General features: G+C 59.6%; 18 protein-coding genes. 5 read left to right on the forward strand and 13 right to left on the reverse strand.

Features of this window, described 5'->3' with window-relative positions; all coding sequences use genetic code 11:
• Positions 1-62: 62 nt before the first annotated feature.
• Positions 63-2,108, reverse strand: a complete 2,046-nt coding sequence (locus GOX63_RS09875) for an acetyl-CoA carboxylase biotin carboxylase subunit (RefSeq protein ID WP_170545630.1) — start codon at positions 2,106-2,108, stop codon at positions 63-65.
• Positions 2,109-2,222: 114 nt separating this feature from the next.
• On the reverse strand, positions 2,223-2,426 hold the full coding sequence (locus tag GOX63_RS09880; RefSeq protein ID WP_170325799.1) for a hypothetical protein: 204 nt from the start codon (positions 2,424-2,426) through the stop codon (positions 2,223-2,225).
• A 650-nt stretch (positions 2,427-3,076) separates the two neighbouring features.
• On the opposite strand from GOX63_RS09880, the gene GOX63_RS09885 reads away from it, so the two are divergent.
• Positions 3,077-4,228: a DcaP family trimeric outer membrane transporter gene (locus tag GOX63_RS09885; RefSeq protein ID WP_170325800.1), complete on the forward strand. Its 1,152-nt coding sequence runs from the start codon at positions 3,077-3,079 to the stop codon at positions 4,226-4,228.
• Positions 4,229-4,315: 87 nt separating this feature from the next.
• Here the strand turns inward: GOX63_RS09885 and GOX63_RS09890 are convergent, their stop codons facing one another.
• From GOX63_RS09890 to GOX63_RS09900, 3 genes are all read right to left on the reverse strand, one after another.
• Positions 4,316-4,669 (reverse strand): hypothetical protein, encoded by a 354-nt coding sequence (locus tag GOX63_RS09890; RefSeq protein ID WP_170325801.1) that lies wholly within the window; start codon positions 4,667-4,669, stop codon positions 4,316-4,318.
• A 133-nt stretch (positions 4,670-4,802) separates the two neighbouring features.
• The gene (locus GOX63_RS09895; protein ID WP_170325802.1) at positions 4,803-5,288 is read right to left on the reverse strand and encodes a DUF6497 family protein; all 486 of its coding nucleotides are present in this window, start codon (positions 5,286-5,288) and stop codon (positions 4,803-4,805) included.
• A gap of 98 nt (positions 5,289-5,386) precedes the next feature.
• Complete coding sequence (locus GOX63_RS09900; protein WP_170325803.1) at positions 5,387-6,919, reverse strand: acyl-CoA carboxylase subunit beta; 1,533 nt, start codon at positions 6,917-6,919, stop codon at positions 5,387-5,389.
• A 183-nt stretch (positions 6,920-7,102) separates the two neighbouring features.
• Here GOX63_RS09900 and GOX63_RS09905 point away from each other — a divergent pair, with 183 nt between their 5' ends.
• Together GOX63_RS09905 and GOX63_RS09910 are read left to right on the forward strand one after the other, a co-directional pair.
• Positions 7,103-8,308 carry a multidrug effflux MFS transporter gene (locus tag GOX63_RS09905; protein ID WP_170325804.1) on the forward strand — a complete coding sequence of 402 codons (1,206 nt, stop codon included), beginning with the start codon at positions 7,103-7,105 and terminating at the stop codon, positions 8,306-8,308.
• A 65-nt stretch (positions 8,309-8,373) separates the two neighbouring features.
• Positions 8,374-9,771, forward strand: a complete 1,398-nt coding sequence (locus tag GOX63_RS09910) for a helix-turn-helix domain-containing protein (protein WP_170325805.1) — start codon at positions 8,374-8,376, stop codon at positions 9,769-9,771.
• Between the two features lie 75 nt (positions 9,772-9,846).
• On the opposite strand, the gene GOX63_RS09915 is transcribed toward GOX63_RS09910, so the two are convergent.
• From GOX63_RS09915 to GOX63_RS09940, 6 genes are all read right to left on the reverse strand, one after another.
• Entirely contained in the window at positions 9,847-10,086 is a 240-nt protein-coding gene (locus GOX63_RS09915) for a YdcH family protein (RefSeq protein WP_170325806.1), read from the reverse strand.
• Between the two features lie 77 nt (positions 10,087-10,163).
• Positions 10,164-11,822, reverse strand: a complete 1,659-nt coding sequence (gene betA, locus GOX63_RS09920) for a choline dehydrogenase (RefSeq protein ID WP_170325807.1) — start codon at positions 11,820-11,822, stop codon at positions 10,164-10,166.
• A 74-nt stretch (positions 11,823-11,896) separates the two neighbouring features.
• Positions 11,897-13,405, reverse strand: a complete 1,509-nt coding sequence (gene betC, locus GOX63_RS09925; protein WP_170545633.1) for a choline-sulfatase — start codon at positions 13,403-13,405, stop codon at positions 11,897-11,899.
• The gene (betI, locus tag GOX63_RS09930; RefSeq protein ID WP_170325809.1) at positions 13,402-13,974 is read right to left on the reverse strand and encodes a choline-binding transcriptional repressor BetI; all 573 of its coding nucleotides are present in this window, start codon (positions 13,972-13,974) and stop codon (positions 13,402-13,404) included. Before betI ends, betC begins: the two co-directional genes overlap by 4 nt.
• Positions 13,975-14,064: 90 nt before the next feature.
• A complete protein-coding gene (locus GOX63_RS09935) occupies positions 14,065-14,973 on the reverse strand; it encodes a DMT family transporter (RefSeq protein ID WP_170545635.1) in 909 nt (302 codons plus the stop codon).
• A gap of 40 nt (positions 14,974-15,013) precedes the next feature.
• Positions 15,014-15,613 (reverse strand): LysE/ArgO family amino acid transporter, encoded by a 600-nt coding sequence (locus GOX63_RS09940; protein ID WP_170545638.1) that lies wholly within the window; start codon positions 15,611-15,613, stop codon positions 15,014-15,016.
• Between the two features lie 87 nt (positions 15,614-15,700).
• Between GOX63_RS09940 and GOX63_RS09945 the strand changes: the two genes are divergently transcribed.
• The gene (locus GOX63_RS09945; protein ID WP_170545641.1) at positions 15,701-16,591 is read left to right on the forward strand and encodes a LysR family transcriptional regulator ArgP; all 891 of its coding nucleotides are present in this window, start codon (positions 15,701-15,703) and stop codon (positions 16,589-16,591) included.
• A 9-nt stretch (positions 16,592-16,600) separates the two neighbouring features.
• On the opposite strand, the gene GOX63_RS09950 is transcribed toward GOX63_RS09945, so the two are convergent.
• Together GOX63_RS09950 and GOX63_RS09955 are read right to left on the reverse strand one after the other, a co-directional pair.
• Complete coding sequence (locus GOX63_RS09950; protein ID WP_170325813.1) at positions 16,601-17,866, reverse strand: permease; 1,266 nt, start codon at positions 17,864-17,866, stop codon at positions 16,601-16,603.
• 141 nt (positions 17,867-18,007) lie between these two features.
• Positions 18,008-18,748, reverse strand: a complete 741-nt coding sequence (locus GOX63_RS09955; protein WP_170325814.1) for a YebC/PmpR family DNA-binding transcriptional regulator — start codon at positions 18,746-18,748, stop codon at positions 18,008-18,010.
• A gap of 110 nt (positions 18,749-18,858) precedes the next feature.
• On the opposite strand from GOX63_RS09955, the gene GOX63_RS09960 reads away from it, so the two are divergent.
• Positions 18,859-20,631, forward strand: a complete 1,773-nt coding sequence (locus GOX63_RS09960) for an SLC13 family permease (protein WP_170325815.1) — start codon at positions 18,859-18,861, stop codon at positions 20,629-20,631.
• Positions 20,632-20,644 lie beyond the last annotated feature (13 nt).

A 20,644-nucleotide genomic window follows, 5' to 3' on the forward strand; every position in this document is an offset into this window, starting at 1 on the left:
CCCCAAGCCTCCGGCGCGAAACGCCGGGGACCCAGTGCGATATGGCAAAAGCGCGGTCATGATCACTCGAACTCGATGATCACATCGTCCACGGCGAGGCTGTCGCCGGGGCCTGCGTTGATCTTGGCGACGGTGCCCTTCTTCTCGGCGCGCAGGATGTTTTCCATCTTCATCGCCTCGACGGTGCAAAGCGCCTGACCTTCCTGCACCTCCTGCCCCACTTCGACATCGATCTTCACGATCAGGCCGGGCATCGGGCAAAGCAGCATTTTCGAGGTATCGGGCGGCAGCTTCTCGGGCATCAGCTTGGCCAGAGCGGCCTGATGCGGACGGCGCACATGCACTTTCAGGTCTGCGCCCCGGTTGCGGATACGGAACCCACCCGAGATTTTGCCAACCTTCATGACCAACGGGCTGCCGTCCACATCAACGACGGCCAGCTGATCGCCCGGGGTCCAATCCGACACAACGCGCAAGCTTTCTCCGTCGGCAAACTTGACGGTCGCGCCCTCTTTGTCGGCCTTGACCTTGACGTCGAACTCCTGCCCCTGCAGCGCCACGTTCCAGCGCTTGCCGACCTTGCGTTCGTGATTGTCCATACGGCCCGAAACACGGGTGCGGCGGATCTCGGCCACACGGTACATGGCCGCGCAGGACGCCGCGATCCGGCGCAGATCAACTGCGGACAGTTCAACACCTTCGAACCCGTCCGGATATTCCTCGGCAATGAACGCCGTGGTCATGTCACCGCTGACAAACTTCGGATGGTCCATCACGGCGGACAGGAACGGCAGGTTGTGACCAATGCCTTCGACTTCGAAACTGTCCAGCGCTACGCGCATCGCCTCAATCGCCTGCTCGCGGGTCGGAGCCCAGGTGCAAAGCTTGGCGATCATCGGATCATAATACATACTGATCTCGCCGCCTTCATAAACGCCGGTATCGTTGCGAACCGCAGCGTCGCCTTCGGGCGCGTCACCCTGCCATTTTTCATTCACCAGCATCGGACCAGCCGCAGTTTCCTGCGGCGGGCGATAACGGGTCAGACGACCAATCGACGGCAGGAAGTTGCGATACGGGTCTTCTGCGTACAGACGGTTTTCGATGGCCCAACCGGTCAGGGTTACGTCATCCTGAGTGATCGTCAGCTTCTCACCCGCAGCGACGCGGATCATCTGTTCGACCAGATCGACACCGGTGATCAGTTCGGTCACCGGGTGTTCCACCTGCAGGCGGGTGTTCATTTCGAGGAAGTAGAAGTTCTTGTCGCCATCAACGATGAACTCCACCGTGCCTGCGCTGGCATAGTTCACCGCCTTGGCCAGAGCGACCGCCTGTTCACCCATCGCCTTGCGGGTTTCGGGGTCGAGGAATGGCGACGGCGCCTCTTCCACCACTTTCTGGTTCCGGCGTTGGATCGAGCATTCGCGTTCGCCCAGATAGATGCCGTTGCCGTGGCTGTCACACAGAACCTGAATTTCGATGTGACGCGGCTGGGTCACGAATTTCTCGATGAAAATCCGGTCGTCGCCAAACGAGTTCGCGGCCTCGTTTTTTGAGGATTGGAAACCCTCACGAGCCTCGTCATCGTTCCACGCGATCCGCATGCCTTTGCCACCGCCACCGGCGCTGGCCTTGATCATGACCGGATAGCCAATGTCGTTCGAGATTTTCACCGCCTCATCCGCGTCTTCGATCAGGCCCATGTATCCGGGAACGGTCGAAACGCCCGCATCCTGAGCGATTTTCTTCGAGGTGATCTTGTCGCCCATGCTTTCAATCGCGCCGACCGGGGGGCCGACAAACGCCACGCCTTCCGCATCCAGCGCCTCGGCGAATTTCGAGTTTTCGGACAGGAAGCCATAGCCGGGGTGAACCGCCTGCGCGCCGCTTTGGCGGATAGCGTCCATCACCTTGTCGATCACGATATAGGACTGGTTCGCGGGTGGGGGACCGATGTGAACGGCCTCATCCGCCATCGACACGTGCAACGCGTTTCTGTCCGCGTCCGAGTAAATGGCAACAGTGCCAATGCCCATTTTACGAGCGGTCTTGATGACCCGGCAGGCGATCTCGCCCCTGTTGGCGATCAGGATCTTGTTGAACATGGAACGTCCTTTGTCTTGGTGTTCTGGAAACGCAAAACGCCGCCGCGGGGCTTTAACCCCACGACGGCGTGTCGCGCGATGACGGTCGGGGCGACGGGCGCCCCGAAATTTACGTTAGTAGCAGTTCTTCTGTGTTTTGCAGTAAAGCACGTTGCCAGCGGCTCCGACCGCAGCGCCGACAAACGGATCGGCGCCCAGGACCGCCGAACCCAGCGCCCCTGCGCCGCCGCCAAGCAAGGCCTGTTCGCCGGTCGAGTCGCCACAGGCCGCAAGCCCCGCACAGGTCGTAACGGCAAGGATGAATTTAGAGATTCGCATATGCTCTGCCCCTTTTGGTTTCTTGATGCGTCGGGGCGCAGATGGCGTAAGCGGGGGCTGCTATTCAATAACAGGCCCCGCAAATCTGCGTTTTGCGCAGATTTATGCCGCTTTAAGCGCAAAGAACGCTCAAAGAAAAACGCGGGCAAGGTTTTGTGAGTTTCACAAACCTGCCCGCGGAAGGAAGGGGTACGGAATAGTAGGTGCTTGTGCGGCGCAGGCAAAGTAGAGCCGCACGGCCCGTCCACTTTGCACGGCACAATCAAGGCCGCAAACAAAGTATTGTTTCCAAGCAAGATTCCGGCTGGAATTCGCCCATACGCTGAATTTCCGCGCAGAATCGCGCCGACACGCTGTGCCATCAGGCGCGCGTTTCCACCCGCCGAACTTGTCACATTGATGTTACAAAACTCACCATCAACGCGCGTTTCTGCATGTGCATCATCACGGCTGGTCAGCGACCAATGCAGCAAAATTTCGTTCGAAGGCGCATGGTTAACCGATCTGTTCACCATGCTGTGAAATTCACCGAGCCTTCGCACAATTTTGCTTGAGAAATCGGAGCAATCCCGTCCCGTTCTCGTGATTTCCCACACTGACATTTGCGTGAAACCTTGCCCGTGCACTTCTGCACACAAGGAAACATCCACATGATTATAAAGAGAAAAAAGGCGCTTCTGCTTGCCGCCTCTGCTCTTGGCGTGTCCGGCACACTGGCCTTTGCCCAAGATACCGAGACCCAGGCCGAATTGGATGCGCTGCGCGCCCGGATCGAAGCGCTGGAATCCACAGGGCCAGGCACCACGCCCGGGGAATTCAGAATCGGCAACACCACTCTGGACGTCTACGGCTATGTCAAAGCCGACTTCTTTTATGACTTCGAATTCGACCAGGGCGACACCGCATTCGTGAACGTCATCGGTGAGCCCTCGGCCGCCACCGACGGCACCTTTGGTGCCACCGTACGCCAGTCTCGGGTCGGTTTGCTGACCACCACACCCAGCGCCATTGGCGACATCGGCGGTCAACTGGAAGTTGACCTCTTTGCGTCGAACGGCACCGCCGAATTTCGACTGCGCCACGCCAATATCCGAATCGGGGACACTTGGCTGATCGGTCAATACTGGACCAACTTCCAGCCGCTGGACACCTATCCGACCTCGGTTGAATTCAACGGCCCCGTTGGTATTGCCTTCGCCCGTGTTCCACAGGTTCGCTACACTAACAGTTTCGGGACCAACACGTCCTTCGCCCTTTCGGTCGAAGAAAATGTCGGCGGGTCGAATTCGGATGATCCGGTGTTGACCGCCTCGGCGGAATTCAATGACGGCACCTATGTCGCCCGCGCGGCGGCCCTGTATGGCAAGGCCGAAGGCGGCGGAGTCGAAGTGGATCAGACCGGCTTTACTCTGTCCGGATCGGTGCGCCCGTGGGCGGGTGGCCTGTTTCAGGTCAACTACGTGACCGGCGAAGCGCTTGGCCCCTATCTGATCGGTCTTGGTAATGCCGTTGTTGGTGGTCAGGCCAACGATGTGGACGGCTACACCATCGAATTCCGACAGGATCTTGGGGAAAAGTGGAATGTCGGTATCGCTTACGGCAAGGAAGACTATGACTTGCCCACCTCGACCGGCACGTTGTCCTTTACCGAGCTGGAGACGATCCACGTCAACGCCTTCTATCAGGCCACAGAGAACCTTACGCTGAGCGCCGAGTACATCTATGGTGAGCGGAACGACGAACCCACGGGCCGGACCTTTGACGGCAACCGTGTTCAGGTCGCCGCGCAGCTGAATTTCTGAACGCACAGAACCGCCCTGCCCGCGACCGGGCAGGGTTTTTTCCGAAGGTGCCTCCGGGTGGATATGTGCGGCAGTGGTCTGCACAGCTCAGCGCACCCCGTCGAAGATATCGGGGAACGACATACGCGCCGCATCCACATCGATCACCAGCAGCGCGTCATAGCTGGCCGGATCAAACGGATCTTCGGCCGCAATCACTTCGCGCTCGAACAGCCAGCTCAGACGGCCGGCGTCCAGATTGCCACGCTCGAACGGCTGATCGCCGAAATTCTGCCACAGGGCTTCCATGAACGCGGCGTCTGCACGACGGTCGGCCGGTTTGCGATCGCGGAATCGCTCGCGCCTCGTAATCGGGGTAACCCCTTTGGGGTTGGCCCGGCGAATGGTGAACTGGAAATCCGTCCCCGGAAGACGTCCGGGAAAACCGCGATGCTTCAGCATGTCGGCACCTCACTGTTCACAGAAATCAGGGAAGCAGAGTCGCCCCTAAAAGCAGATGGGATCATATCGCGCACCTCCAAAGCCGCATTGGTGTTCAGAAACGCTCTGAGGTGGTGAAAACGGGGTTTCATGGTCAGAGCCCCTCCCAGATACATTGGGATTGCTCCAGCCGGTAGGCTTCAAAGAACTGCGTGGCATCAGGTTCGGATCGCCCGAATTCAACAGGCCGGTCAGACAGTGAAATCACAACACGTGCCGGATCAAGTTCGTGATGCGCCACATAGGCAACCGCGAGAGTCTGGCACAGGTGCTGCATGTCATTCGAGGCGACGTCATAGCCGATACGCCCAGCGGTGTAGCCGATCTTGGGCGCGACGAACCGGAACCTGACCCACAATTCGCCCGGATTGTTGTCCAGCAGCACATCGCTCAGGTGCACGGGCTGCCCCGACGGAACAGGCAGCAGGTTGTCGGCTTGCGCAACAGCGGTAGATGACCATCCCAGACACATCAGAATTAAGGCGCGACCCCAGCCCCGTTTGACGCGGGCTCCTCTCTCTGGGGTCGCGCGCGCCTGGCTTTTGGCCCGCGCTATTTTATGTCTGATACGGTCAGTCATCTATCAGCTTTAGTCTCAAAGTCAAACTTAGGTCCGACAGTTACGCCATGATCCGCCGACCGAGTGAGCTCTGGCAGGCGGATCATTTGGACACCCCCTTACAGCGGGATGTTGTCGTGCTTCTTCCACGGGTTTTTCAGCTGCTTGTTGCGCAGGCTGGCAAACGCGCGCGACACACGGCGCCGGGTGGATTGCGGCATGATCACCTCGTCGATGAAGCCACGCTCGGCTGCGACGAAGGGGTTGGCGAACCGGTCCTCGTAATCCTGCGTGTGCTGCGCGATCTTTTCCGCATCACCCAGATCGGCACGATGGATAATCTCGGTCGCGCCCTTGGCGCCCATCACCGCAATCTCGGCTGTCGGCCAGGCATAGTTGAAATCACCACGCAGGTGCTTGGAGGCCATAACGTCATATGCACCACCATAGGCCTTGCGGGTGATCACGGTGACTTTCGGAACGGTGGCTTCACCATAGGCAAACAGCAGCTTGGCGCCGTGCTTGATCACACCGCCATATTCCTGCGAAGTCCCAGGCAAGAAGCCCGGCACGTCTACCAGCGTCAGGATCGGAATCTCGAAACAGTCGCAGAAGCGCACAAACCGCGCGGCCTTGCGCGAGCTGTCGATGTCCAGACACCCGGCCAGAACCATCGGCTGGTTGGCAACGACGCCCACGGTCTGCCCTTCCAGACGGATGAAACCGGTGATGATGTTCTTGGCGAAATCCTCCTGAATTTCGTAGAAATCACCCTCATCCGCCACTTTAGTGATGAGTTCCTTCATGTCGTAAGGCGTGTTCGGGTTGTCCGGGATCAGTGTATCCAGCGAGGTTTCGACCCGGTCAGGTTCGTCAAAGAACGGGCGCACCGGAGGTTTCTCGCGGTTGTTCAGCGGCAGGAAGTCGACCAGTCGGCGCACTTCGGCCAAAGCCTCGACATCGTTTTCGAACGCGCCATCGGCGACGGAGGATTTCTTGGTGTGGGTCGATGCACCGCCCAGCTCCTCGGCGGTGACAACCTCGTTGGTGACGGTTTTCACAACGTCGGGGCCGGTCACGAACATGTAGGACGTGTCTTTGACCATGAAGATAAAGTCGGTCATCGCCGGGCTGTAAACCGCACCACCGGCACAGGGGCCCATGATCACGCTGATTTGCGGCACCACGCCCGAGGCCATGATGTTGCGCTGGAACACCTCGGCATACCCCGCCAGCGAGGCCACGCCTTCCTGGATTCGCGCACCGCCCGAGTCGTTGATTCCAATGACCGGCGCACCGTTCTGGATCGCCATATCCATGATCTTGCAGATCTTCTGAGCATGGGTTTCCGACAGCGAGCCACCAAACACGGTGAAATCCTGGCTGAACACATAAACCATCCGGCCGTTGATCGTGCCCCAGCCGGTGACCACGCCATCTCCCGCAGTCTTTTGATTTTCCATCCCGAAATCGGTGCAGCGGTGGCTGACGAACATGTCAAACTCTTCAAAGCTGCCTTCGTCCAGCAGCAGTTCGATCCGCTCGCGCGCGGTCAGCTTGCCACGCCCATGCTGCGCGTCGATACGCTTTTGCCCACCGCCCATCCGGGCATCATTGCGGCGGTCTTCAAGCTCGGTAAGGATGTCTTTCATGGCGCTCATTCCCTGTGAGATTTCGGGCGACACTATACGCATACGCATCAGGTCCAAAGCATCTTTCGGCAAATTTGCAAACTTACCGCAACAAAGTTCTGGAAAACTGTAAATTTGCTAAGTATCATCGTGAAACGCAGTCTTGGATAGCATTCCCTGAAACGGTCACTATACCTGTGAACCATGCAGTTCAGTTCATCCCGGGTGCACCGCTCACCCCCTACTATCTCAACGCTGGTTTTACTTTCTGGGCTATCGGCGCTCAGCCTGAACCTGTTCCTGCCAAGCCTGCCAAACATGGCACTGCACTTTCAGACTGACTACAAAGTCATGCAGCTGTCGATTGCGCTGTACCTTCTGGTCAATGCGGTACTGCAGATTCTGATCGGCCCGATCGCGGATAAGGCCGGGCGCCGCCCCGTCATGCTGTGGGGACTGTCGCTGTTTCTTATCGCCACGCTGGGCTGCATCTACGCCCCGAATATCGAGGTCTTTCTGGCCTTCCGAATGTGCCAGGCCATCGTGGTCGTGGGCATGGTGCTCAGCCGGGCTGCCGTGCGCGACCTGTACGATCAGGATCAGGCGGCCTCGATGATTGGCTATGTTACGATGGGCATGGCAGTTGTCCCCATGATCGGCCCAGCAATCGGCGGCCTGCTGGAAGAGAGCTTTGGCTGGAAGGCCAATTTCTGGCTGCCCTTCGCGTTGGGCGTCATGACCCTGGCGTTGACCTATGTCGACTTTGGCGAAACCTCGGCCAAAAGCGGCAAGACGCTGATACAACAGTTCCGCGAATATCCAGAGCTGCTGCGCTCACCCCGGTTCTGGGGTTATTCTCTGTCCTCCGCTTTGTCCTCGGGTGCGTTTTTTGCCTATTTGGGCGGAGCGCCTTTTATTGGCACTGAACTTTTCGGCCTCAGCGCCGCTCAGGTCGGCATTTATTTTGGTGCGCCCGCCGTTGGGTATTTCTTCGGCAACTTCTTCAGCGGGCGCTACTCAGTCCGGTTTGGCGTGAACCGGATGGTGTTTTGGGGGTGCTGGCTGAACGCGATCGGCGTCGCCCTGTCAGCCATCCTGTTTCTGGCAGGCTTTGGCACCGCGCTCAGCTTTTTCGGCTTCATGACCTTCGTCGGCATCGGCAACGGCATGACAATCCCCAATGCCACCTCGGGCGCGCTGTCCGTACGGCCCCACCTGGCCGCTACCGCCTCGGGCCTGAGCGGTGCAATCATGCTTGGCGGCGGTGCTGGCCTCAGCGCCCTGGCCGGAGCCTTGTTGACCCGCGAAACCGGCGCGATGCCATTGCTATGGCTGATGCTGGCCACATCGGTTCTGGCAATCTGCGCCATCGTTTCGGTCATAAGACGCGAAAGACAACTGGGCCTGTAACGCGGCTTGCGCCGATCGGTTTGCAAAGTTAGCCTGCAGCGAAAGGAAAGTTGCAAAGGCACGCCATGGCCACCCAAAAACTTTATGCCGGTGCAAAACTGCGTGAAATGCGCACGCGCCTGACCCTGACGCAAAAGGAATTCGCCACAAAGTTGGGAGTTTCGCTGCCTTACCTGAACCAGATGGAGAACAACAACCGGCCGATCTCGACCACGGTTGTTCTGGCACTGGCGCAGGAATTTGGCATGGACGTGACCGAGCTGAGCACCGGCGACAGCGAACGCCTGGTCTCGGACATGCGTGAGGCGCTGGCCGATCCGGTATTCGACGACATGCCACCGCTGGCGGATCTGCGCCTGACGGCCTCGAACGCCCCGGCGCTGGCCCGTGCCTTCATCGCCCTGCACCGCACGTACCGACAAACGCACGAACGGCTGGCTTCACTGGACGAGGCTCTGGGCCGTGAAGACGCACAGATTCAGGCTAGCCCGTGGGAGGAAGTGCGCGACTTCTTCCACTATTGCGACAACTACATTGACGCGGTTGACCGCGCGGCTGAACGGTTTTCCCAACGCGCCGAAGAGGCCGGAGGCATTCGCGCCGCAGCCATAAACAGCCTGGGGGAGCGCGGCATTCGGGTGCAGTTCGTGGACATTCCCGAAACCCGAAAATACGACGCTGACAGCAAAACGCTGAAACTCTCGTCGCGCACTGCACCGCAGACGCAGGTGTTTCAACTTTTGCTTCAGGTGGCGCTGATCAGCCAGGACAAGCTGCTCGAGGCCACGCTGGATTTTGCCAAGTTCCAAAGCGACGAGGCTCGCGCCATCGCCAAAATCGGCCTAGCCAATTATTTTGCCGGGGCTTCGCTGATGCCTTATGACGCGTTTTTGGCTGCCGCACAGGAATATCGCCACGACCTGGAACTGCTCAGCAATCGGTTTGGCGCATCCATCGAACAGATCGCACACCGGCTTTCGACACTGCAGCGCCCCGGCGCCAAGGGCATCCCGTTTTTCTTCGTGCGTGTCGATCAGGCGGGCACCATCACCAAACGCCACTCGGCCACACGCCTGCAATTTGCCCGCTTCGGCGGCGCCTGCCCCCTGTGGAACGTTCACCGCGCCTTTGAAACCCCGGGCCATTTCCTGCGGCAACTGGCGGAAACACCGGACGGTGTCCGCTATATCTCACTGGCACGGGACGTATCGAAATCAGGCGGGTCCTACGGTGCGCCCGTGCGTCGCTATGCCATCGCTTTGGGGTGCGAGGTCCGCCACGCGGAGGCGCTGGTCTATGCCGACAACCTCGATATCAATAACGCAAGCGCCTATGAACCCATCGGCATTTCCTGCCGTATCTGCGAGCGGCAAAACTGCCACCAGCGATCAGTTCCACCTTTGGAACGCCGCCTAGCCATCGACGCCCATACCCGCGGCACCCTGCCCTATGAAGTCACCTGATCTTCACCTGGCCTGAAAATACCTCGGGGGAGTCGCGGCTTGCCGCGACGGGGGCAGAGCCCCCGCCCTTTTGCCTTAAGCCTTCGACAGGATCGACCAGATCTCATCCTTCAGCGCGGCGCGCTTCTTGCGCAACTCGCCTTCGGCCAGATCTTCCATCGGCTCAATATTGGTTTCCGCGCGGTGAACGACGCGATTGACCTCGTGATACTCATCCGCCAGCCGGGCGAAATGCGCATCCGATTGCTTGAGCTGGCTCATCAGTTCGACTTTGTCCGGAAACTCTTCGGCCAGTTCATGCGGGGTGTGGGACATTCCTGTTCGCTCCTAAATATGTCGTTGCGATTCAGGTCTATAGATATTTCTCACACCCCGCTTTGACGCGGATCAAATCACCGCTGCGCAGTCGCCCATGCCGGGTGAATCCACGGACGATCATTGGCCTTTGGCAAGGCATCTTTGCCCAGCAGGTGATCGGACATCTTCTCGCCCACCATGATCGATGGTGCGTTGAGGTTGCCGTTGGTGATCTGCGGGAAAATCGAGCTGTCAGCGACCCGCAGCCCGTCCACACCGATCACCCGACCTTCGGGATCAACAACCGCGTTTTTGTCGTCGGCCCGACCCATGCGGCAGGTGCCACAGGGGTGATAGGCGCTCTCGGCATGTTCGGCGATAAAGCCGTTCAGCTCTTCGTCAGTCTGCACATCGGCACCCGGCTGGATTTCCTTGCCCGCAAAGGGTTTGAACGCGTCCTGCCCGAAAATCTCGCGGGTCAGGCGGATACATTTGCGGAAATCTTCCCAGTCCTTTTCATGGCTCATGTAGTTGAACCGGATCACCGGCGCGTCCTCGGGCCGGTCCGAACGTAGCGTGACCGCTCCACGCGATGGCGAACGCATCGGCCCGACGTGGGCCTGGAACCCGTGCCCTTCGGCCGCGGCTTGCCCGTCATAGCGAACAGCAATGGGCAGGAAATGGTACTGGATATCCGGATACTCGACACCCGGGTTTGAACGGATGAAGGCCGCGCTTTCAAACTGGTTCGACGCCCCAAGGCCGGTTTTCGTGAACAGCCACTGCGCCCCGATCAGGCCTTTGCTGACCAGGTTCCAGTGCTTATACAGCGTGATCGGCTGCAGCGAGGCTTGCTGGATATACAGCTCAAGATGATCCTGCAGGTTCGCACCCACGCCGGGCCGGTCGGCCACAACTTCGATCCCGTGCTCGGCCAGATGCGCCGCCGGACCGATACCTGACAGCATCAGCAACTTGGGCGAGTTGATCGAGGACGCGGCCAGAACCACCTCGCGTCGCGCACGGATGATTTCCTTTTTGCCGCCACGGATCAGCTCAACGCCGGTCGCACGGCCATTTTCCATGACCACACGCGACGCCAAGCCGCGCACAACTTCGCAATTGTCACGCTTGAGGGCAGGCTTCAGATAGGCATTTGCCGCCGACCAGCGCCGTCCTTTCCAGACGGTCTGCTCCATCGGGCCAAAGCCTTCCTGCTTTTCACCGTTGTAGTCGCCAGTGACCTCATAGCCCGCCTGCTGGCCCGCATCGACAAAGGCCTGGAACAAAGGGTTCTCACGCGGGCCGCGTGACACGTGCAGTGGGCCATCTTTGCCCCGCCATTCGGGATCGCCACCGTGGCCGCCATCATGCCATGTTTCCATGCGTTTGTAATACGGAAGCACGTCCGCGTAGGACCAGCCATCCGCGCCCATATCGGACCACGTATCAAAGTCGCGGGCGTGGCCGCGCACATAGACCATCCCGTTGATCGAGGACGACCCGCCGATCACCTTGCCGCGCGGGCAGGCCAGACGGCGGTTGTTCAGATGCTTCTCGGGCTCGGACTGATAACCCCAGTCATAGCGCGCCATGTTCATCGGATAGCTCAGCGCGGCCGGCATTTGGATGAACGGCCCCGCATCGGTGCCGCCATGCTCGATCACCAGAACCGAGGCCCCTGCCTCGCTCAGACGATAGGCCATCGCGCAGCCTGCGGACCCTGCGCCAACGATGACGAAATCTGCTTCCATTTTTCAGGTCTCCATAACCTGCCGAACCACGTTTGGAACCGTTCGGCAGGGGTATTTTTCAAAAGGTGAAGAGGTTATTCGCCGCGCGGGAAACGCTGGCTTTCCTCAACGGTGTTCAGATCCATGTGATTGCGCATGTAGCGTTCAGACGCTTTCTGCAGTGGCTGGTAATCCCACGGGTAATAACCACCCTGCCGCAGAGCCTCGTACACGACCCAGCGGCGGGCCTGGCTGGCGCGCACGTCGGCGTCGAACTGATCCAGATCCCAGCGAGCTTCGGATTTCGCACGCAGGGATTCCAACGTTCCCGCATGGGCGGGATCTTCGGCAAGGTTAACCTGTTCGTGCGGGTCGGCCTCAACGTCGAATAGCTGATCGGGATCCAGCGCGCAGCGGTTGTACTTCCACTTACCGTAGCGCAAGGAAACCAACGGAGCGTAGGACGCCTCGGCCGCGTATTCCATTGCTACCGGCGCGGTCCGCTCAGCCCCTTGTGCCAATGGCACGAGGTCTTCGCCATCAGTCCATGGCGCAATCTCGTCCATATCTACGCCCGCTAACGTGCCCAAAGTCGGTGTGACGTCGATGGTCGAAACCGGCGTGTCGATCCGTCCGGCAGGCATATCCGGCGCTGAGATCATCAGTGGCACTCGGGCCGAACCTTCGTAGAAGTTCATTTTGAACCACAGACCGCGCTCACCCAGCATATCGCCATGATCCGAAACGAAGAGGATGATCGCCTCTTGCCGCGTGGTTTCCAGAACCTCGAGAATCTCTCCGATCTTGTCGTCCAGATACGAGATATTGGCGAAATACGCGCGACGTGATTTGCGAATATCTTCCTCAGTGATGTTAAAACTGCGCCAGTCGTTGGCATCGAAGATACGCTTGGAATGCGGGTCCTGATTGTCATAGCCCAGATCCGAGACCTCGGGCAGCAGGTGTTCGCAATCCTCGTAGAGGTCCCAGTATTTCCGGCGGGCCACATAGGGATCATGCGGGTGGGTAAAGCTGACGGTCACGCACCACGGACGGTCATCATTGCCACGCGCCAGATCGTACAGCTTGGCCTTGGCGTTGTATGCGACCTCGTCGTCATACTCCATCTGGTTCGAGATTTCGGCCACGCCCGCACCGGTCACCGATCCCATGTTGTGATACCACCAGTCAATCCGCTCACCCGGCTTGCGATAGTCCGGCGTCCAGCCGAAATCGGCGGGGTAGATGTCGGTGGTCAGACGATCTTCGAACCCGTGCAGTTGATCCGGGCCGACAAAGTGCATCTTGCCCGACAGGCAGGTGTAATACCCGGCGCGGCGCAGGTGGTGCGCGTAGGTGGGGATGTCGCTGCGGAACTCGGCGGCGTTGTCATAGACCCCGGTACGCGAGGGCAACTGGCCGGACATGAAGCTGGCCCGCCCCGGCGCACACAGCGGCGAGGCCGTGTAGGTATTGGCAAATCGTGTCGACCGCTCTGCCAGCTTTTTCAGGTTCGGAGCATGCAGCCAGTCTGCGGGACCGTCGGGAAAGAGGGTTCCGTTGAGCTGATCCACCATCAGGATCAGAATGTTTGGTTTTGTCATTTTTCAGCCTCGAGCAGAGTGTTGAGAACACGCATCGCGTGGTCCACGGCCAGTTGGGGTTCCTCAGGGGCGCTCAGCGCAGCGCGAATATACAATCCGTCAATCAGCGCGATCATATTCTCGGCCGCTTCGACCGGGTCGCTCAGCAACGGGCGCAAGGCGTCAACCAGATTGGACCGGAGACGCGCCTGATAAATCTGCCACAAACGCAGGGCGTCTTCGTTTGTCTGGGCCAGAACGTAAAACGTCATCCATGCCGAGATGACGTCCGGCGTAAAACAGGATGGTGCAAAGCAGGCGCGGATGATGGCCTGTGCCCGTTCCTTTGGCGCTGCTGTTTTCAGCTCCCCCCGCGCTTCGGCGCCAAAATCTGACAGGATGCGCCGCATTGCGGCCAGAAATATCTGGTCCTTGCCGCCAAAATAGTGATGCGCCAGGGCGCTGGACATTCCGGCCCGCTTGGCGATTTGGCTGACGGTCACGTCGAGGGACTTCTTCGACCCAAGCTCGGCGATCGTCGCGCGAACGATCGCGTCGCGACGGATTGGCTCCATTCCGAGTTTCGGCATAGCTATCCCCTCCCAACGATAAGTGGGGAAAACGCTACGGGGTTTTTATTGACTCGTCAATTAATAACCGCACACACGCGCAGAATACCGCTAAATCTTGGGCGCAATACTGGGAGTCGTCAGATTACTCCGGTTCAGAACCGCTTCGCGCCAGGCGATAAAGCTGACGGCAGACAGGATCAGTGTACCGCCTGCGACAACCCACGCATCGACGCTTTCATGAAAGACCAGTGCGCCGACCAACGTGGCCCAGATCAGTTGCAGGAAAGTTACCGGCTGCGTGACCGCCACAGGCGCCGCTTTTAACGCGATCGTCATGAAATAGTGTCCCGCTGTGGCAAAGCTGGCGACCAAGAAAAGTACACCCAGATCACGCAGACTGGGCGGCGTCCAGACCGCCACCGCAAATGGGATCAGGGCAATCGTCACCCAGATTGACATGTGCGCGACGACAACCGATGGCGGAAGATCACGCACAAGTGCCTTTGCGATCAGGTAGGACCCGCCCAGCCCCAGAGATGTACCCAGCATCGTCAAGTGGCCTGCTGAGACTTCGCGGAATCCGGGCCGCAGAATAATGAGGACGCCGATCACCGCCACACAGATCGCGGCAATCCGGCGAAATGCCAGCTTCTCGCCTAGAAACAGCGCCGCGCCCAAGGTGACATAGACCGGAGTCATGTAGTTCATCGCCGTGACCTCAGCCAAGGGAATCTGTGTCATCGAGAAAAACCACAGCATCACCGCCACTGCGTGCACGATCCCGCGTATTCCGAACAGCGTCAGGTGTCGTCGTGTCAGATGTGTTGTCAGGACAAGTTTCAGGGCGGGCAGCAGAAAAACCAGACCGAAGACAAATCTGATGAACGCCGCCTGTATCGGGTCCATCGTTGAGCCCAGCGACTTGACCAGCGCGGTCATGACAACAAAGGACACCCCGGCGGCAAACATCCAGAACATGCCCACCAGTGGGCGATAAGTGGGGGCAAGAGTTGTCATGTTAACGGTTGAACACCGAAACCCCAGCCGGAGCAACCCGTCACATCACCACAAGTTTGAGAGCAATCCCCAGCATGACCACCCCGATCACAACATCCAGAACCTGCCAGGCGCGCGGTCTGGCAAAGACCGGAGAGAGAACTCCGGCCCCATAACCCAAGGAAAAGAAGAACACGAAACTGGACGACATCGCGCCCAACGCAAAGGCCAGCCGATCGTCATATTGGGCTGAGATCGACCCGATCAGCACAACCGTATCCAGATAAACATGCGGGTTCAGCCAGGTGAAGGCCAGAACGGTTAGCAGTACCGACCGCAAGCTGGCACGCTTCCCTTCGGCCAGGTCCATCACCGCACCGCCGCGCCAGGCCGATTGCAGGCTGCGCAGACCGTACCATGTCAGAAAGATCGCCCCGCCGTAGCGCATGACCGTTTCGAACCAGGGCGCTGCCGAGGCCAGCGCGCCGAACCCTGCTACGCCCGCCGCAATCAGGATGGCGTCGGACACTGCGCAGGTCAGGCACAAGGGCAGTACATGCTCGCGCCGCAAGCCTTGGCGCAGCACAAAAGCGTTCTGTGCACCGATGGCGAGGATAAGGCTGAAGCCCAATGCGAAGCCTGCGATCAGGGATGTAGACATGTGACCTCCTGTGGTTTCGAGGCATTGACTACGGCTATTGCTGCCTTCTATCAAATTAAATATGTTGACCTCAGTTAAGTATGACTAATGCTGCTTGATCCCAATCATCTGTCGGCGCTGTCTTCCATCCTGCGCCACGGTAGCTTTGAAGCCGCCGCAGTCGAGTTGGCCGTGACGCCCTCGGCCATTTCACAGCGGATCAAAGCGCTGGAGGATCGCGTCGGCGCGGCCCTGATCCATCGCGGCACGCCCTGCACGGGCACCCCGGCCGGGTTGCGGATTGCGCAACATGCCGAGGATATCGGGCTGCTTGAGGCCAAGCTGGCCCGAGAACTGACCCTGGATCAGGCAAGTGGCCCGGCCCGCGTTCGCGTGGCCGTTCCCGCCGACGTTCTGGCGACATGGTTCATCGATGCCATGGCGCAGGTTGATGGCTTGCTGTTCGATCTGGTGGTTGATGATCAGGACCATTCCGCGGAATGGCTGCGGCGCGGAGAGGTCAGCGCTGCCATCACGGTGGGTAGCCAACTGGTGGCAGGTTGCGACACCACCGATCTGGGGGCCCTACGCTATATTGCGACAGCAAGCCCAAGCTATATGCACCAGTGGTTTGCCGATGGTGTGACCGCACATACGCTGGCACGGGCTCCCTGCCTGACATTCAACCGCAAAGATAGCCTGCAGAAATCGTGGATCACCGAACAAACCGGTCAGAGGATTGCGCCGCCCTCGCATTTCCTACCCTCACCGCAGGGTTTCGTGGACGCGGCAATGGCGGGGATGGGTTGGGGTATGAACCCAATCGGGCTGGCACAGCAAGCGTTGGATGACGGGCGGTTGGTTCCGCTGCTGCCCGACGCGCCCCTGGACGTACCGCTGACATGGCAAGTGGGCCGCGTATTGTCCTCTGCGCTGGCACCACTGACCGCTTCGGTCAAACAAGTTGCGGCACAGGCGTTGCTCCCCACTCAGCACTGACAGAACGCCTCAAGCCGCCTCAGGCTTTTTTGTGTTCGGCAACACCACCCGGTAACAGGTGATGGCAGCAAACAGGCTGACGAGCACGATGAAGAATACCGCCCAGGCGACCTCGTGCATATGCGCGACCGCCGCCAGTGCGGCCGACAGGATAACCGCCGTAATCCGACAGATACTCTTGATCGCCGCTGCCCCTTTGACGCGCTGATCCTTGGGGGCCACGTCCCAAAAATACAGTCTTCTGGCCCCGCTGATGCCCGTCACGGCCACGGTGACGATGAACAGCGCCACCGCGTGAAGATGCACCGCATGATCGATCCCCAGAAAATGCACCGCCAACAGCGTACCCCCGGTGAAGGCCACCATGAGGTTGCCCACCACCATCACGGCGCGGTGCGATTTCATATTCACCAATTGCCACAAAGGGGCCGAAACCAGATAGCCCGACGCGGATGAGATGATCATGGCCGTCAAACCTTTGGCTGACGCGTGATGCGCCTCGGCTGCAATCAGGGCAAAGAAGGGCACAGACAGAGACACCACAACCAAAGGCATGCGCATCATCATATAGCGGCGGAACCAGGCCTGATCGAACATGGCAAGGATGTCGGTGAAATTCTCCGAGAGCTTGCGTTTCCGCACAGCCGGTGCGTCACCCTTGCCCTCGGTCTTCTTGGCGATCTCGGACATGGCCAGAATGCACAGCCCCGACAGGACGAAGAACGTGACCGAGACGGCAATCACCGCGGAATGGCGCGAAAAGGGTGGGTTTTCCTTGGTGATCTCATGCACCAGCAGCGCCAGCCCGATGGCCCCCAACCCGCCAATGCCCAGCTGCAAATAGTGCAAGATCATCCGCGATTTGGAATGCACATGATCGCCGATGAGGTCGGTATACATCAACGACTGAATCTCTTCGATCAGACCGATCAGGAAGAAGGCCGCAACAAACGCCATGCCGATGGCGGGAACCACTCCGGTCGATGCCACCACCACCGCCATGACAAGGCAGGCGCCGATGGCAATTTCAGTCAGAGCAATCCCGCGTTTCTTCTGTTGGCGGGCCGCAATCGGCTGCGCCAGAAACACGTCCGAGATCATGCTGCCCGCCATTCGGATCGATACCAGAGCCCCGGCAATGAACATCGGCAGTTCCAGCGATACGGCCAGAAACGGCAGCACCACAGAGGGGCTGCCCAGCGTCCACGCGACCTGAGACAGAATGCTCTGCCCGGCCAGAACCGGAATGTTCCGCTTGGGTATGGCGTCGGTCATACGATCTCTTGCTTCATCTGCCCCACGGGAAAACTGCCTGCCAGCCTATAGGGTTCCAGGCAACCGGCCAAGAAGCACATGAACGGAAAAAGAAAAACCCGACCAGTGGCCGGGTTTTCTATGACTGCTATTTGGTGCGGATCAGAGCTGCGCCATGACCTCGTCCGTGGCCTCGAAGTTGGTAGTGACGCGCTGGACGTCATCATCGTCTTCCAAAGCATCGACCAGCTTCATCAGCTTTTGCATGTCGTCCAGACCCAACTCGGTCGTTGTGGTCGGCTTCCAGACCAGCTTGGTCGACTCGGACTCACCCAGCGCGGCTTCCAGCGCGTTCGACACGTCGTTCAGATCGGTATCGGCGCACCAGATGATGTGCCCTTCGTCCGAGCTTTCGACATCTTCGGCACCCGCTTCGATGGCTGCTTCGAACACGGTGTCGGCATCGCCAACAGCGGCGGTATAAACCACCTCGCCCTTGCGTTCGAACATGAATCCGACCGAGCCGGTCTCGCCCAGGTTTCCGCCGTTTTTCGAGAAGGTCGAGCGCACGGTCGACGCGGTCCGGTTGCGGTTGTCGGTCATCGTCTCAACGATCACGGCGACGCCGTTCGGGCCATAGCCCTCGTACCGGATTTCTTCGTAATCGTCGCCCTCGCCTGCAACCGATTTCTTGATCGCTCGGTCGATCACGTCCTTGGGGACCGAGTTCGACTTGGCTTCCTTAACAGCCAGACGCAGGCGCGGGTTCTTGTCGGGATCGGGATCGCCCATCTTGGCGGCGACGGTGATCTCTTTCGACAGTTTGGAAAACAGTTTGGACCGCGCGGCGTCCTGACGCCCCTTGCGGTGCTGGATGTTGGCCCATTTGGAATGGCCTGCCATGTTGCGTCCTCATGATAGTGATTGCGTATTCGGCGCTCATATAGACGTTTGCGGGGCATGGGATCAAGAGAGCGGCTTGTCCAAGACCGCCTTGCGGGTATGGTGGCGGCATGACGACAGATCAGATTATTCTTTTTGCCCTTTTCGCCACTGTATTCGGAATGCTTCTCTGGGGGCGCTTCCGCTATGATCTTGTAGCCTTTTCCGCGCTGCTGTTCGGAGTCGTGCTGGGGGTTGTGCCTGTCGACGACGCTTTTGCCGGATTTGGCCATCCGGCGACCATAATCGTGGCATTGGTTCTGGTCGTATCAGCCGGGTTGGTCCGGTCGGGCGCTGTGTTCCTGATCACCCGCACTCTGGTCGATGCCTCGCGGGGGCTGGGTGCGCATATCGCACTCATGGGCGGAATCGGCGCGATTTTGTCGGCCTTCATGAACAACGTTGCCGCGCTGGCGCTGCTGATGCCGGTCGATATCCAGACCGCGCGCAAGGCGGGGCGGTCGGTGGGCCTGACCCTGATGCCGTTGAGCTTTGCCACCATTCTTGGTGGCATGGCGACGCTGATCGGCACACCTCCGAACATCATCATCGCCTCAATCCGGCAGGAAACACTGGGCGAGCCGTTCAAGATGTTCGACTTTGCCCCGGTTGGTGGGCTGGCTGCGATTGCCGGGCTGGCTTTTGTCTCGCTGATCGGATGGCGGTTGATCCCGAACCGGGGCCCGCAGGAAGAAACGTCCGAGGCGCTGGCGGAATACATCGCCGAACTGACGGTTCCCCCGGAATCACCGCATATCGGCAAACGGGTGAGCGAGCTTTATGAGGCCGCCGAGAAGTCCGACGTCGCCATCCTCGGCCTGATCCGGGACGGCAAGCGGCGCTATGGCCGCTCGGCCCATGCTACGCTGAAACAGGGCGATGCGCTGGTGCTTGAGGCCCGACCCGAGGCGCTGGACGAATTTCGCGCCGCACTGAACCTCGATTTCTCGGACACACGGCGGCAGGAATTGCTGACCGCCGAGGGCGACGGGCTGGAGGTGATAGAAGTCGTCGCCCCCGAAAGTTCCCGCATCACCGGGCGCACGGCGCAAGGGCTGGGCTTGGCCTGGCGACAAAGCACCGTGCTGATGGGGATCTCGCGCCAGGGCCGCCGCATCACCGAACAGGTCCGCAAGACCGAGGTTGAGGCGGGCGACATCCTGCTGCTGCTTTGCCCGCGCGACCGGAGCGTGGATGTGACCGAGTGGCTGCGTTGTCTGCCGCTGGCCGAGCGTGGCCTGAACGTCACCGCCAATGACAAGGCTTGGCTGGCCATCGGCCTGTTTGCCGCCGCGGTGCTGGCGGCCAGTGTTGGGTTGATCTACCTGCCGATTGCTCTGGGGCTGGTCGTGGTGGCCTATGTGCTGACCAAAATCATGCCGATCGCCGATCTCTACAATCATATCGAATGGCCGGTCGTCGTGTTGCTGGGCTCGATGATCCCGCTGGGCAGCGCGTTGGAGACCTCGGGCGGCACCGAATTGATCGCCAATGCGCTGGTGCAGCTGACCGACGGCCTGCCCGCATGGGCGATTCTGACGGTGCTGATGATCGTCACGATGACCCTGTCGGACGTGCTGAATAACACCGCCACCGCGATCGTAGCCGCCCCAGTCGGAATCCAGATGGCGCGCACGCTTGAAGTTTCGCCCGATCCGTTTCTGATGACCGTCGCCGTGGCGGCCTCGGCCGCGTTCCTTACGCCGATCGGGCACAAGAACAATACGCTGGTTCTGGGTCCCGGCGGTTATCGCTTTGGCGACTATTGGCGCATGGGGCTGCCTCTAGAAATCCTCATCGTCGCGGTTTCCATTCCCGCCATTCTTGTCTTTTGGCCGCTTTGACGGGTAAAGGCAC

This window comes from Ruegeria arenilitoris (assembly GCF_013031355.1).
GTDB classification, from domain to species: domain Bacteria; phylum Pseudomonadota; class Alphaproteobacteria; order Rhodobacterales; family Rhodobacteraceae; genus Ruegeria; species Ruegeria arenilitoris_C.

What these genes read in the sequence shown, in the direction of transcription:
- GOX63_RS09875 (WP_170545630.1), bottom strand. Translation starts at nt 2,108, where the DNA reads ATGTTCAACAAGATCCTGATCGCCAACAGGGGCGAGATCGCCTGCCGG.
- GOX63_RS09880 (WP_170325799.1), bottom strand. Translation starts at nt 2,426, where the DNA reads ATGCGAATCTCTAAATTCATCCTTGCCGTTACGACCTGTGCGGGGCTT.
- GOX63_RS09885 (WP_170325800.1), top strand. Translation starts at nt 3,077, where the DNA reads ATGATTATAAAGAGAAAAAAGGCGCTTCTGCTTGCCGCCTCTGCTCTT.
- GOX63_RS09890 (WP_170325801.1), bottom strand. Translation starts at nt 4,669, where the DNA reads ATGCTGAAGCATCGCGGTTTTCCCGGACGTCTTCCGGGGACGGATTTC.
- GOX63_RS09895 (WP_170325802.1), bottom strand. Translation starts at nt 5,288, where the DNA reads ATGACTGACCGTATCAGACATAAAATAGCGCGGGCCAAAAGCCAGGCG.
- GOX63_RS09900 (WP_170325803.1), bottom strand. Translation starts at nt 6,919, where the DNA reads ATGAAAGACATCCTTACCGAGCTTGAAGACCGCCGCAATGATGCCCGG.
- GOX63_RS09905 (WP_170325804.1), top strand. Translation starts at nt 7,103, where the DNA reads ATGCAGTTCAGTTCATCCCGGGTGCACCGCTCACCCCCTACTATCTCA.
- GOX63_RS09910 (WP_170325805.1), top strand. Translation starts at nt 8,374, where the DNA reads ATGGCCACCCAAAAACTTTATGCCGGTGCAAAACTGCGTGAAATGCGC.
- GOX63_RS09915 (WP_170325806.1), bottom strand. Translation starts at nt 10,086, where the DNA reads ATGTCCCACACCCCGCATGAACTGGCCGAAGAGTTTCCGGACAAAGTC.
- betA (WP_170325807.1), bottom strand. Translation starts at nt 11,822, where the DNA reads ATGGAAGCAGATTTCGTCATCGTTGGCGCAGGGTCCGCAGGCTGCGCG.
- betC (WP_170545633.1), bottom strand. Translation starts at nt 13,405, where the DNA reads ATGACAAAACCAAACATTCTGATCCTGATGGTGGATCAGCTCAACGGA.
- betI (WP_170325809.1), bottom strand. Translation starts at nt 13,974, where the DNA reads ATGCCGAAACTCGGAATGGAGCCAATCCGTCGCGACGCGATCGTTCGC.
- GOX63_RS09935 (WP_170545635.1), bottom strand. Translation starts at nt 14,973, where the DNA reads ATGACAACTCTTGCCCCCACTTATCGCCCACTGGTGGGCATGTTCTGG.
- GOX63_RS09940 (WP_170545638.1), bottom strand. Translation starts at nt 15,613, where the DNA reads ATGTCTACATCCCTGATCGCAGGCTTCGCATTGGGCTTCAGCCTTATC.
- GOX63_RS09945 (WP_170545641.1), top strand. Translation starts at nt 15,701, where the DNA reads ATGCTGCTTGATCCCAATCATCTGTCGGCGCTGTCTTCCATCCTGCGC.
- GOX63_RS09950 (WP_170325813.1), bottom strand. Translation starts at nt 17,866, where the DNA reads ATGACCGACGCCATACCCAAGCGGAACATTCCGGTTCTGGCCGGGCAG.
- GOX63_RS09955 (WP_170325814.1), bottom strand. Translation starts at nt 18,748, where the DNA reads ATGGCAGGCCATTCCAAATGGGCCAACATCCAGCACCGCAAGGGGCGT.
- GOX63_RS09960 (WP_170325815.1), top strand. Translation starts at nt 18,859, where the DNA reads ATGACGACAGATCAGATTATTCTTTTTGCCCTTTTCGCCACTGTATTC.